The following is a 12,597-nucleotide window of genomic DNA, read 5'->3' as shown; positions in this document are numbered from 1 at the left end:
GCGGGGAACTGGCTCTACCTGCGGCCCGAGACGCCCGAGCGCGCGAAGGCCGTGGTCGAGGACAAGCTGGGGATCGGCTTCGAGCGGACGACCGACAGCGACCGGCTTCCGGGGTACGACTTCACCCACATCGTCGTGACCATGCTCGTCAATCCCGACGGGGTCGTCGAACGCGCGTACCGCGGCGAACGGGTCGACCCGGAGCGCGTCGCCGCGGACGTCGAGCGGGTCGCGGCCGCGTTTGCCGACGACTGACTCGTCGCCGCGTCGGCCGCGCGACGGCGCGGGGTCGGCGGGAGGGGAACGCACAAGCCGCCCGCCGCCCTGCGGACCGGTATGGACGTCGATGTTCTGGTGTACGACGGGTTCGACGAGCTCGACGGTATCGGCCCGTACGAGGTGTTCGACTACGCGCTCGGCTACGCCGCCGAGGAGGACGACGGGACGACAGGGGACGACGGGGCAATAGGGGACGACGGGGCGTCAGGAGACGACGGCGGCCGCGTCCGATACGTGTCGCTCGACGAGCGCGAGACGGTGACCGCGAGCCACGGGACCCGCGTCGGCGTGGACGGAACGCTCCCCGGCCCGGGAGGAGAGGACGCCCCGGACCTGCTGGTCGTGCCCGGGGGCGGGTGGAACGCGCGCAACCAGGAGGCGAGCGCGTGGGCCGAGGCGCAGAAGGGCGACGTGCCGCGCGCGCTCGCCGCGCACCACGCGGCGGACACCCGGATCGCCTCGGTGTGTACCGGGTCGATGCTGCTCGCGGAGGCGGGCGTCACCGACGGCCGCCGGGCCGTCACGCACGCCTCCGCCGTCGAGGAGCTCCGGGAGTCGGGAGCGGAGGTCGTCGACGCGCGGGTCGTCGACGACGGCGACGTGCTCAGCGCGGGCGGGGTCACCTCCGGGATCGATCTGGCGCTGTACGTCGTCGAGCGCGAGTTCGGCGAGTCGGTCGCCGACCGGGCGGCGACCGTCATCGAGTACGAGCGGCGGTACGAGGTCGCGACGCGGGACGGGTCGCGGCGCGGGGAGAACTAGTCGTCCGGGAGCGGCGCGGCGTCGTCGTCGGCGTCGTTCGTCGTGGTCTCTCCGTCCGCGTCCACGGTGATCACGGTACAGTCGAGTTGGCTGCGGAGGAACGAGTCGATGTCGGGGTCGGAGAGCAACTTCTGGACCATCCGGCGCCACCGCCCCGCCTGTTTCGACCCGATGACGACGACGTCGGCCCCCTCGGCGACGATCTCTTCGAGGATCGTCTCCTCGACGAGGAAGCCCCGACGGACGACGTACCGCGCCCGGTCGATCCGGCCGATCCGCTCCTCGACGGCGCGCTTGAGGTCGCTGCGCGAGACGCCCCCCGAGCGCTGGTATAAGTCGACGTGGAGGACCGTGAGGTCGGCGTCGCGCTCCGCGGCGACGCGGGCCGCCTCGCGGAGCGTCGCCGCCGAGTGCGACGAGGGAGGGAATCGAACCGGGACGACGACGAGCGTCATGTCGGGTCGGAGGGGTTGGGGGCGTAAATACGCTGTCGGTGTGGCCCTCGCTCTCGGTCGGTCGCGGTCGTCACTCTCACTCAGTCCTGACCGCCGATCGGCGGCGGCTCGGCTCACCGCGCTCACCGCCAGCGCATTTTTCCCTGCGCTCTCGAATGAACCGTTGTGGACCGCAGTTCGGCCGCGTGAGACATCATGGACCGACTTCCCACGGACCGGCTCTCGCCGCTGGCGAGCCGCGTCGACGACGTCCTCGCCCTGTACGGCTACGAGATACGACCGGCGATCGACGCCATCGACGACGCGGTGACCGGCTACGGCGGGCTGTTCGGCCCGACGACGACCGACGCCGAGATCCGGACCGCGGTCGAGTCGGTCCTCGCCGCCGACCCGCCGCGATCGGGCGACGACCGCGGCGAGTCCGCCGACGACATCGTTCTCTACGTCGACGGGAGCTCGCGCGGAAACCCCGGACCGGCCGGCGCGGGGGCCGTGCTGCTGGTCGGCGATGACCCCCTCGTTCGGCTGGGCCGACCCGTCGGGGCTCGCGCCGAGAACAACACCGCGGAGTACGCGGCGCTCCACCTCGGACTGGAGGCGCTGGCCGCGCGCTGCGACCCTGCGGCCGTCGAGGTCCGGATCGACTCGCGGACCGTCATCGACGACATCTGGGGCAGCGGTGACGGGATCGCGTCGGCCGCACCGTACCGGCCGGCCATCCGGGACCGCATCGCCGCGCTACCCGCCTGCGAGTGGACGCATCTGGCCGACAGCGACCCGAACCCGGCCGACGCCCGCGCGGCGGTCGGAGCCGATATCGCGGCGCTCGGTCCGTAGCGGAGGGGAAGCGGCTGCGGTGTTACGACCGGTCCCCGTCGTCTCGCGGCGAGACGGCTTCGACCGCTCCCGTTGGCGGTTCGAGCCGGACGGTGTGGCGCGTGTGGCGCGCGTGCGTCTCCGCCCAGCGCCGCGCCGGACGCTCCGCGAGGAAGCGCTCCCCGTCCGGGCAGCGGTCGCACCGGGCGACCCACGGGGTCACGCCGTCCGGGTAGTGGCCGGTGTGGCGCTCGTGGTCGAGCGCGAACTGCTCGATCGCGTGGCTCCCGGGGTCGAGGTCGTTGACCTCGCGGTCGAGCACCCACTCCCGGTCGCACCGCTCGCACGCGACGGTCGGTGCGTCTCGCTCGTCGTCGGGACGCGCGTCGTCGGTCACGGGTCCGCTTCGGTCCGCCCGCACTTGAACGGCGACGCCGGGACGACCCGAGCGCACCTCACAGCGCCGGCGGCTCGCCGCGGCCGATCACGATCTCCTGGCCCTCCACGTCCTCCAAGGCGGCGACGCGGCCGCCGATCTCGACGCGGCCGTTCTCGGTCTCGACGACCAGCGACGCCACCTCCTCCGTGTCGACGAACGCGACGTCGACGACTTTCCCGCGGACAGTGACCTCCTCGCCGGTCTCGATGTCGCGGCCCTCGACGGTCGCGTAGAACTCCTCGTCGCCGAACTCGCGGACGTCCTTCACGGCCCGACGGATGGAGGCGTAGCGGCGCGGGAAGGGCCGGTCCTCGCCGTCGGCGGCGAGCGATTCCGCGGTCGTCCACAGGACGGTGCCGAAGAAGCCGGAGACGAGGAAGCCGAGCGCGGAGCGATTAAAGATGACACCGTAGCGCTCGCGGTCGTCGCGCAGCGCGTCCTGCGTTGCGTACACGGAGTACTCGCCGTCGCCGACCGCGAGGACCGGGGTGGTGATCCCGCGGCGCGCGCGGGCGATTGTCGCGACCTCCAAGTAGTCGAACTCCGTCGGGTCGGGCGCGTTCGACGCCGGCGTGACGAGCAGTTCGACGGTGACGCCCTCGGCGACCTTCGCGGCGAGTTCGTCCCGGAACCGCCGCAGGAGGCCGGGGGTGAGCGACAGCGCGAGCTCGTACTCCGCGTTCGCGATCACCTCTTCGAGGTACCGGAGGATCGTCGAGCGCGACTTGACAAGCGACACCGCCTCCGTCTCCCGCGTCGGCGCGGTGTACCGCGCCTCCAGCTCGTCGACCATCTCCGTGAACGACGACCGCAGATCGCCGAAGGCGTCCTCGGGGTCGACGGCGACGATCTTCATCGGCCGCGACTCGCGGAGCTCGACGAGCCCGCGGTCCGAGAGGCTCCGGACCGTGTCATACACCCGCGGCTGCGGGATCTCGGTCCGGTCGGCGATGTCGCTCGCCGTCAGTTCGCCGTGTTCCAACACCGCGAGGTACGCGTCAATCTCGTACTCGCCGAGGTTGAATCGGTCCCCCACGCGGTCGAGCGTGTCCCGGAGATCGTCAGTCATGTACCGAAGAACGGGACCGGGGATTATAGCTTTTTACTATGAGACGAGTTGTACGCGTTTTCAGAGCCCGGTCCTCACGGTCGGGACAGATGTGGTCCACATGTCCATGCGGTCGTGGTCCCCTCCGGCTCCCGCTCCTCGATCCGCTCGGCGATGAGGACGGTGCCGTCGCGGTCCGAGTCGGTGTACAGCCGGAGCGGGTGGCGCGGCGTCCCCTTTCGTAAACGGCGTGATCGACGGGGCGCCGTCGATCCGGACGCGCCCCGTCTCCTCGAGATCGAGGTCGTCGATCAAGTAGTGGACGGCGGTCAGGCCGGCGAGCCCGAACGAGGGGAAGCCGGCGAGCAGCGCGTCTCCCGGCTTGGTGTCGTGTTCGACGCCGAACCTCGTTGGGTCCGCAGGCGGTTGGCCCATACCGCCCGTTCGCTCAGCGGAGTCACATTGGTTGCCCCGTCTCTCGTTCGAAGCGGCTCGTTCGCCGCCGGTCGTGCGCGTGGAGAAACGCTTTTTCCGATGGCCGACAGCGGGTTCCCATGGTCTTCCCGGGGGGAACGCCGATCGCGGGGGCCGTCTCGCGGCTCGCCGATATCGGCTCTCGGCTCGCGGACCTGCCGGGAACAGACGTGTTGACCGTCCTCGCGTCACTGGCGGTCGGCGTCGTCCTCGCGAACTTCCTCGTCCGGCTGATCGGTCGCCCCGTCGCCCGCCGCGTGTCGCGACAGAGCGTCGCGCAGACGATCGTCCGCGGGGTCCGGGTCGGCACGATCGCCGCCTCGGTGCTGGTCGGCCTGGGCGCCGTCGGCTTCCGGTTCGCGGACCTCCTCCTCGGGACCGCGGTGTTCTCGGCCGTCATCGGTATCGTCCTCGCGCCGCTCGTCGGGAACTTCATCAACGGCGTGTTCATCCTCGCGGACCAGCCGTTCGAGATCGGCGACATGATCGAGTTAGAGGACGGGACGACCGGGTTCGTCGAGGACATCACGATCCGCTACACGAAGTTATTCACTCTGGATAACACCTTCCTCGTCGTGCCGAACGGGACGATGCGCGAGCGCGACGTGACGAACTTCTCGGCCGAGGACGAGCGGACCCGGCGCTCAATCGACGTGCTCGTCACCTACGAGAGCGATATCCCCGAGGCCCGGCGGCTCATCGAGCGCGCGGCGCGCGACTCCGAGGCCGTCGTCGACGGCGGCCCCGACATCCGGATCGGCGTGGCGCGGTACATGGCGGGTCCCGACTGCCGCCTCCACGAGTTCGCCGACGACGGGGTCCTCCTCCGGCTGCGGTACTGGGTGAAGAAGCCGTACAAGCTCGCGAAGGTCCAGTCGGACGTGAACACCGAGATCCGCGACCGCCTCGCCGACGCGGACGTCGAGATGGCGTACCCGCACCGGCACCTCGTCTTCGACGACACCTCCGGCGTCGCCCGCGTCGACGCCGCCACCGAGACGCCCGGTGCCGACGGAGCTCACGGCGCCGCCGATCCGACCCCGGGCGACGGAGCAGGCGCCACGGAGACGGCCGAGGGCGGGCCCTCGGACGCGGACAATCCCGCCGGATCCATAGACGGTAGCGACGGGCGCCGGTGACCGGATCGGAAGCCTGATAGAGCGCGCCCGGCTTTTCAACCGCAGTGAGCGACGAGCCCGCTGCCGACCCCTCCGACCCGTCGGATTCCTCCGAGCCGCCGGACCCCTCCGGTGGACCGAGCGGCGGTCCCACGGGCGCCGACGACGGCCGCGACGGGGACGACGACCCCGAAGCTGTGTCCGACGCCCCCGAGCCCGCGCCCGACGACCCAGTCGGCGAGGAGTCGATCACCGAGGGGAGCCTCCTCCGACCGCTGTTCCGCCTGGCGTGGCCGATCGTCGTCCTCCAGCTGCTCCAGGTGACGTACAACATCGTCGACACCCTGTACCTCGGCCGGCTCTCGGCGGAGGCCGTCGGCGCGATCAGCCTCGCGTTCCCGCTGATCTTCCTCCTGATCGCGGTCGCCGGCGGGTTCACGACGGCGGGCGCGATCCTCGTCGCGCAGTACACCGGCGCCGACGGCGAGGGCTCCGCCGGGCTCGTAGCGGGACAGACGATCTTCACCGTCTCCGTGCTGTCCGTGCTCATCGGGATCGGGGGCTACTTCTACACGCGCCCGGCCCTCGAGATCCTGCCGAGCGACGCGGAGACCGCGGCGACCGTGATCCCGCTCGCGGCAGACTACATGGAGGTGATCTTCGCCGGGATCCCCCTGATGTTCGGGTTCTTCGTCTTCTCGGCGCTGATGCGCGGCTACGGCGACACGCGGACGCCGATGGCCGTCATGTTCATTTCCGTCCTCCTGAACGTCCTCTTGGACCCGTTCTTCATCTTCGGGTTCGAGGGGAACCCGCTGTTCGAGTGGCTCGCCGCGGTTCCCGGCCTCGCGGCGCTCGACCCGGTCGCGCTGGAGGCGACGCTGCTCTCGGCGACGGGAGTCACCGGGATCGGCATCCAGGGCGCCGCGCTCGCGACGATCCTCTCGCGGGGCGTCGCGACTGCCATCGGCCTCTGGATACTGTTCGGCACCGGGTACGGCCCCGACGTGACGCTCGGGCACCTCGCGCCCGACCTCGATTTTATCCGGGACATCTTCCGGCTCGGGCTCCCCTCCAGCATCGAGCAGACGACGAGCGCGCTCGCGATGATCACGCTCACCGCGATGATCGTCACGTTCTCGCCGCCGGTCGTCGCCGCATACGGGCTCGGCAACCGGCTCATCTCGCTCGTCTTCCTGCCCGCGATGGGGCTCGGCCGCGCTATCGACACGATGGTCGGGCAGAACCTCGGCGCGAACCGCGCCGACCGCGCCGGCAGGGCTGTGAAGTTCGCGGCCACGACCGGCGCGGGCGTGATGTTCCTCGTCGCGGTCGTCGCCGTGACGTTCACCGAACCGATCGTCGGCGCGTTCCTCGGCGACGTGCCGGACGCGCCCGCGACGATCGGCTACGCGGTGGAGTACGTCCGGATCCGGTCGGTCGAGTTCGCCTTCATCGGCGTCTCGCAGGTGATCTTAGGCGCGTTCCGCGGCGCGGGCAACACGAAGACCGCGATGGTCATCTCGATCCTCACCCTCTGGGTGGGCCGGGTCGCGAGCGTCGGGTACCTCGTGTTCGTCGCCGGGTGGGGCGAGACCGGAGTCTGGGTCGGTATGGCACTCGGAAACGTCCTCGGCGCCGTCATCGGCGTCGCGTGGTTCTCGCGCGGCACGTGGACCGAGCGGTACATCGACGAGCCCGAGCCCGGCGTCGACCCGGTGGGAGACGACTGACGAGCCCCCGGTCGCTCAGTGTCGGAAGAGGTACACCGCGTCGTCGGAACGCAGTAGGCAGAACCGCGCGCCGTCGTTCTCGGGGAACGTCGTCCCGGACTGTCGCGTGACGAAGAGCCGCGAAAAGGCGTCGTCGCACACCGGGCACGCCATCTCTTCCCTGTTCTCCCAGAGGCTCGTTCGGCCCGAGTCGCGGAGCTGTTTCAGTTCGTGACGGTGGTCGTGAACGTCGAACTCGCTCATGTGCGGGAGTCCGACCGGGGACTGTTGAACGTGTCCTCGCGAGTCTCAGTTCGGAGAACGCGGGGTCAGTCTTTCAGCCGCAACGGCTGTGCCTCCCCGTAGGTGAGCGTCCGCCACACCCACTCGACGGGACCGAACCGGAAGTACCGGAGCCAGATCACGGACAGCGGGACTTGGACCGCCCAGATCGCGACGACGATCCCCATCGCCTCGACGCGGCTGACGGAGCCGAACAGCCCGAGACCGTGACCGTAGAACACCGTCGTCGCGATCACCGTCTGGAGCAGGTAGTTGGTGAACGCGGTGCGGCCGACCGCGGCGAGCGCGCGGGCCACGAGCCCCTCACCGCGCCACCGGACGAACAGCGTGACGAGGCCGACGTACCCGCCAGCGACGAGCAGACTCCCGACGTAGTTGAACTGCCGCCAGTACAGCGCGGCGCCGGCGCTCCAGTCGTTCGCCTCGATATACGCGACGCCGGCGACGACGATTCCGACGCCGACGACGCCGCCCGCGACGAGCCGGCGGTAGAACGCGGTCGAGCGCTCGCCGGTCAACACGCCGCGCCTGTACAGTGCCATGCCGAGCAGCATGACGCCGCCCACGCGCCAGAAGCTCGACCCGATGAACCCGGACGTCTGTCGCTGGAACGACGAGGAGACGCGGTGGCTCATCTGGTCGAGCCAGCCGCCGCGGTAGGCGGCCACCTGGTTTCGGACCGCGGCCTCCGCGGGCAGCCACTGGCCGGCGATCGCCTCGCCGCCGATCGAGGTCGCGGCGAACAGCTCGATCGCGGGGACGAAGAGCAGGAATATCCCGGCGAGCCCGCCGAGCCGACGCGCGTCGAGGTCGCGGACGAAGAGGAGGAACAGCCCGAGCAGCCCGTACGTGACGAGGATGTCCCCGTACCACAGCAGGTACGCGTGAAGGAGGCCGATCGCGATCAGCACCGCGGTCCGGCGGAGGTGGAGGCGGACGGCGTCTTGGCCCTTCTCCTCTTTGCTCTCGACGAACAGGAGGACGCCGGCGCCGAACAGCGCCGAGAAGACCGTGATGAACTTCGACCGCGCGAACACGTGGCCGGCGAACCACGTCCAGTAGTTGAGCCCGGTGAAGTCGCCGTACACGTTGGGGTTGAGCAGGGTCTGCTCCGGCATCGAGAAGACGCGGATGTTGATGACGAGGATGCCGAGCAGCGCGAAGCCGCGGAGCGCGTCGAGGCTGGTGATCCGTTCGGAGGGCGGCGTGGGGCCGGGATCGCTGGTCACGAGTTGTCCGCGGTGACGGTCCCCAGCACCGAATAGGTTCCCATCGCGGCTCCCGGGTCGGCCTGCTCGGTCGGCGGCTCAGTCCAGCCGCACCGCCGCGCCGGTCTCCGCGGAGCGGTAGATCGCGTCGATGACGCGCTGGACGCGTAACCCCTCCTCGACGGTGTTTATCGACGGCGCCTCGCCGTCGGCGGCCGCTTCGAGGAACGTCGCCTGCTCGGCGGCGTGCGCGTCGCCGTCGCGCGTCTCCACGCTCGCGTCCGTGAGGTGGTGGCCGCCGCCGACGCCCGCCTCGTGGACCGTGAGGTCGCCGCTACCGCGGTCGAGCGTCGCGCCCGCCTCGGTGCCCCAGACGACGAACTCGTCGGTCGCCGGCCGGTTCGTCGCCCACGCGACCTCCAGCGAGACGGTGCTCCCGTCGGCGCCGCGGATGAACGCGGACGCGGAGTCGTCGACGTCGAACCCCTCCGGCCCCGCGTCGTCGCCCCACATGTGGACGTACGCGTAGTCGTCGCGACCGCCGAACGCCGAGCGCGTGTCCCCGGACACCTCGACGACCTCGGGGTGATCGAGGAAGTAGAGCGCCAAGTCGATCGCGTGGACGCCGATATCGATGAGCGCGCCGCCGCCGGCGACGTCCGCCGACGTGAACCACGAGCCCCGGCCGGGGACGCCGCGCCGCCGGACGTAGTTCGCCTCGACGTGGGTGGTCTCGCCGAACCTCCCCTCGTCTTGGTAGTGTTTGATCACCTGAACCGGCTCCGCGAACCGGTTGTTGAACCCGACCATACAGAACCCGTCGGCGTCGCTGGCGGCGTCGGCGATCCGCTCGGCGCTGTCGAGCGTGTGCGCCAGCGGCTTCTCCAAGAGCACGTCGAGGTCGGCCGAAAGCGCCGAGGTCGCGTACTCTTCGTGGAAGCGGTTCGGGGTGGTGACCAGCACGGCGTCGCAGTCCTCGTAGAGGTCCGTCTCGTCCTCGTAGGCGGGGACGCCGAACTCCTCGTGGAACCGTGCCCGCGCGTCGGCGTCGACGTCCATCCCGCCGACGAGGTTCGCGCCGCGCTCGGTCAGCTTCGTCGCGTGGTGGGACCCGATGCCGCCGAGGCCGACGATGCCGACGGCGACGTCGTTCGGATGCGTCATGGGCGGGCTTCACCACGGGTGTTGTTAAGGCTCCCGTCCCGCGGGACGCGCCGGAACCCGACCGCGCGTGGGGACGGCCGTCACGACCCCGCTGGCGGTCGGCTCACGCGATCGGGACGCCGACGGCGACGGCGATCGCGCCGTCGACCGCTACCGCCGCGGCGTCGGCTACTACCGTCACGCCGTCGATCGCGCCGGGCGCCATCGAGTCGACGAAGTCGAAGAGGTCGCCGAGCGAGCCGGCGTTCTCGGCGAGGCTCTCGCGCGCGTCGAGGAGCCCCCGGAACCGCTCCGGTTCGCGGGCGATCACGAACCGGCCGACCCCGGCGCCGGTGCCGAGGAAGGCGAGGAGGGCGAGCGCCCGCGAGATGGTGAGCAGTTTCAACAGGACCGGGAGCGCCAGCGCGAGCGCCAGCGCGGCGACGACGCCCGTGACGACCTCGCCGAACGACCCGCCGTCGGCGAGGTCGACGACGCCCGCGCCGGAGAGGATGACGAACCCCCCGACGCCGAGGGCCAACGTCCCCCACATGAACGCCGCCAGCAGGCGGACGGGACCGTCGTACCCACTCCCGGCGTCGTCCGGGACGTCGTCGTGAACCCACGGGTTGCGCATACGGGAAATTCAGACCCGACGAGTATATAGATCGCTTCAGATCTCGGAAACGCTCGGCGTGAAACGGACCGGTTAGGACCGGGGGTGCGGGCCGGTCATCCACTCGCTCGCCTGCGGTTCGTCCGGATCGGTGACGACCTCGACGAGGGCCGGGCCGTCGCGGTCGCGGGCGCGCTCGACGGCGTCGCCGACCGCGCCGCGCGCATGGACGCGCTCCGCGGGCAGGCCCATCCCCGACGCGACCGCGACGAGGTCGAGGCCGGTCTCCGCCCACCCGTAGCTCTGGTCCGGGAAGTCGTACGACCGCGACGCCTCCTCGCTGATGATCGCGTAGTCGTCGTTGTTGAGCGCGACGACGGTGACGTCGATCCCCTCGCTCGCCAGCGTGTGGAGCTCGTGGACGCACATCATGAGCCCGCCGTCGCCGGTGAGCGCGACCACGTCGCGGTCCGGGTTCGCCAGCTTGGCGCCGAGCGCCGACGGGAGCCCGGTACCCATCGTCGCCCACGAACCGGGGTTGACGTACGACCGCGGCCCCGCAGCGGGGAACGAGACGAGCGTCCACAGCCGGAACCCGCCCGCGTCGGCGGCGACGACCGCGTCCGCCGGGACCGCGTCGCGAACCGCCGAGAGGGCCTCGACGGAGCGGAGCGGGCGCTCCTCGCGGTCGTCGGCCGTCGACTTCCCCGAACCGTCGGCGCTCTGCTCGGACAACGCCGCGAAGCGCTCGCGGTCGGCCGCGCGGACCGACTCGGCGCGCTCGGCGCTGTCGGCGCCGCGGGGCGCCACCCCCTCGTCGTCGAGGCGGTCGGTGAGCGCCCGGAGGAAGCGGTCCGCGTCAGCGACGACGCCGAGGTCCGCTTCGTAGCCGAACCCGACGTCGTCCCCGTCGAGCGTGACGTGGATCAGCGTCTCGGGAATCGCGACGGACCACGAGGCGGTCGCGACCGCGTCGAGGTCTGAGCCGACGACGAGGCCGACGTCGGCGTCCGCGAGGAGTCCCCGGAGCTCCGCGCTGGCCCCGCCGCAGAGCACGCCCGCCGACAGCTGGTGCGTCTCGGGGAGCGTCCCCTTCCCCTTGTACGTCGTCACGACCGGCGCGCCGAGCCCCTCGGCGACCGACCGGAGGGCGTCGCTCGCGTCCGCGCGCCTGACACCGCCGCCGGCGAGCACGACGGGCGCTGTGGCATCGCCGAGCAGGTCTGCGGCCTCGCGCACCGCCGCCGCGGGCGGTGCCGGCGGCGGTGACGGCTCGCGCTCGCCGATCGCGGGCTGCGGGGTCCGACCGGCGAGGAAGTCCTTCGGGATCCCCACACGGACCGGTCCCTGCGGGTGTTCGCGGGCGGTCCGGATCGCCTCGACGACGGCGGGGACCGCGCCCGCGGGCGAGTCCACAAGGACGTTCTCCTTGACGACGGTGTCGTACGTCTCGGGGGGCGTCTCGTGGATGCCGTCGCCGCCCCGGACCGAGCGCTCCGTCTCGACGGCGAGGTGGAGCAGGGGGACGCAGTCGTTGAGGGCGTTCTTCAGCCCGTTCATCGCGTTCGTGTCGCCCGGGCCGGGGACGACGCAGGTGGCGGCCATCGCGCCCGGCTCGCTCGTCTCGGCGTACCCCCACGCCTGGTGGGGGACGGCGGTCTCGTGGCGGGCGACGACGAACCGCGCGTCGCGGTCGGCGAGCGCCCGGTTCAGCGGGAGGGTCTGCTTCCCGGGGATGCCGAAGACGGTGTCGACGCCGCGGTCGAGCATGGCGTCGACGACCGCCTCCGCGACGGTCGGGGCGTCGTTGTCCGGCGGTCCGGGTGCGGCGTCGTCGCCGGCGGAGTCGTCCGCGTCCATACCGCGAACTCGACCGAGCGCGTGTTGAAGGCTTCGGCGAAACGCGGTCCGACCGGGGGGACGCCGAGGCGGACCGCCACCCGAACGGCTAGGTGGGTGCCCCGCGAGTCGGGGCCCATGGTCGACGTCGCACTCCAGCTGTACACGCTGCGGGAAGTCGACGCCTCTGTGCCGGAACTGCTCGACGTCGCCGGCGAGGCCGGGTACGACGGTGTCGAGTTCGCCTACCGGGTCCGGGACGCGCCGCTGCCGGAAGTCCGCGACGCGCTCGAACGGAACGACCCCGCGGCCGCCGCCGCGCACGTCCCGACCGGCGCGCCCCAAGACCCGCACCCGGGGACCACCGCCGTCCCCGCCGCCCCCC

Annotated in this window: 12 protein-coding genes and 3 pseudogenes; 6 read left to right on the top strand and 9 right to left on the bottom strand. The window is 71.4% G+C overall.

Translation table 11 applies throughout. The annotated features are described in order from the left end of the window. Positions 1 to 255: pseudogene (locus tag B9G38_RS10735) on the top strand (SCO family protein); the annotation flags it as partial. A gap of 81 nt (positions 256 to 336) precedes the next feature. Continuing rightward, positions 337 to 1,041, top strand: coding sequence for a DJ-1/PfpI family protein (locus B9G38_RS10730; protein ID WP_086220365.1), 705 nt, complete (start codon positions 337 to 339; stop codon positions 1,039 to 1,041). Here B9G38_RS10730 and B9G38_RS10725 read toward each other — a convergent pair. Continuing rightward, complete coding sequence (locus tag B9G38_RS10725; RefSeq protein ID WP_086220364.1) at positions 1,038 to 1,496, bottom strand: universal stress protein; 459 nt, start codon at positions 1,494 to 1,496, stop codon at positions 1,038 to 1,040. The two genes, B9G38_RS10730 and B9G38_RS10725, sit on opposite strands and share 4 nt — an antisense overlap. Positions 1,497 to 1,691: 195 nt before the next feature. Between B9G38_RS10725 and B9G38_RS10720 the strand changes: the two genes are divergently transcribed. Next, positions 1,692 to 2,333, top strand: coding sequence for a ribonuclease HI family protein (locus B9G38_RS10720; RefSeq protein WP_086220363.1), 642 nt, complete (start codon positions 1,692 to 1,694; stop codon positions 2,331 to 2,333). 22 nt (positions 2,334 to 2,355) lie between these two features. Here B9G38_RS10720 and B9G38_RS10715 read toward each other — a convergent pair whose 3' ends face one another. The 3 genes and pseudogenes from B9G38_RS10715 to B9G38_RS10705 form a co-directional block, all read right to left on the bottom strand. After that, positions 2,356 to 2,709: a hypothetical protein gene (locus tag B9G38_RS10715; protein ID WP_086220362.1), complete on the bottom strand. Its 354-nt coding sequence runs from the start codon at positions 2,707 to 2,709 to the stop codon at positions 2,356 to 2,358. Between the two features lie 58 nt (positions 2,710 to 2,767). Continuing rightward, a complete protein-coding gene (gene trmB, locus B9G38_RS10710; protein WP_049932559.1) occupies positions 2,768 to 3,820 on the bottom strand; it encodes an HTH-type sugar sensing transcriptional regulator TrmB in 1,053 nt (350 codons plus the stop codon). 143 nt (positions 3,821 to 3,963) lie between these two features. Further along, positions 3,964 to 4,234, bottom strand: a pseudogene (locus B9G38_RS10705) (PAC2 family protein); the annotation flags it as partial. A gap of 119 nt (positions 4,235 to 4,353) precedes the next feature. Here B9G38_RS10705 and B9G38_RS10700 point away from each other — a divergent pair. Both B9G38_RS10700 and B9G38_RS10695 read left to right on the top strand, forming a co-directional pair. Continuing rightward, positions 4,354 to 5,412, top strand: a complete 1,059-nt coding sequence (locus B9G38_RS10700; RefSeq protein ID WP_086220361.1) for a mechanosensitive ion channel family protein — start codon at positions 4,354 to 4,356, stop codon at positions 5,410 to 5,412. A gap of 44 nt (positions 5,413 to 5,456) precedes the next feature. Next, complete coding sequence (locus tag B9G38_RS10695) at positions 5,457 to 7,124, top strand: MATE family efflux transporter (RefSeq protein ID WP_086220360.1); 1,668 nt, start codon at positions 5,457 to 5,459, stop codon at positions 7,122 to 7,124. 15 nt (positions 7,125 to 7,139) lie between these two features. Here the strand turns inward: B9G38_RS10695 and B9G38_RS10690 are convergent, their stop codons facing one another. From B9G38_RS10690 to B9G38_RS10670, 5 genes are all read right to left on the bottom strand, one after another. Further along, positions 7,140 to 7,367, bottom strand: a complete 228-nt coding sequence (locus B9G38_RS10690) for a flagella cluster protein (protein WP_086220359.1) — start codon at positions 7,365 to 7,367, stop codon at positions 7,140 to 7,142. A gap of 65 nt (positions 7,368 to 7,432) precedes the next feature. Beyond that, positions 7,433 to 8,635 (bottom strand): DUF418 domain-containing protein, encoded by a 1,203-nt coding sequence (locus tag B9G38_RS10685; RefSeq protein ID WP_086220358.1) that lies wholly within the window; start codon positions 8,633 to 8,635, stop codon positions 7,433 to 7,435. Between the two features lie 78 nt (positions 8,636 to 8,713). After that, the gene (locus tag B9G38_RS10680; protein WP_086220357.1) at positions 8,714 to 9,778 is read right to left on the bottom strand and encodes a Gfo/Idh/MocA family protein; all 1,065 of its coding nucleotides are present in this window, start codon (positions 9,776 to 9,778) and stop codon (positions 8,714 to 8,716) included. Between the two features lie 103 nt (positions 9,779 to 9,881). Continuing rightward, on the bottom strand, positions 9,882 to 10,394 hold the full coding sequence (locus B9G38_RS10675; protein ID WP_086216674.1) for a hypothetical protein: 513 nt from the start codon (positions 10,392 to 10,394) through the stop codon (positions 9,882 to 9,884). Positions 10,395 to 10,466: 72 nt separating this feature from the next. Then, positions 10,467 to 12,233 (bottom strand): thiamine pyrophosphate-binding protein, encoded by a 1,767-nt coding sequence (locus tag B9G38_RS10670; protein WP_086220356.1) that lies wholly within the window; start codon positions 12,231 to 12,233, stop codon positions 10,467 to 10,469. Between the two features lie 117 nt (positions 12,234 to 12,350). Between B9G38_RS10670 and B9G38_RS10665 the strand changes: the two are divergent. Beyond that, positions 12,351 to 12,597 (top strand): annotated as a pseudogene (locus tag B9G38_RS10665) (sugar phosphate isomerase/epimerase); the annotation flags it as partial.

It is taken from the genome of Halorubrum sp. SD612 (assembly GCF_002135005.1).
The sequence above is the reverse complement of the archived record's forward strand: the minus strand, read 5'-3'. Positions and strand labels throughout refer to the sequence as shown.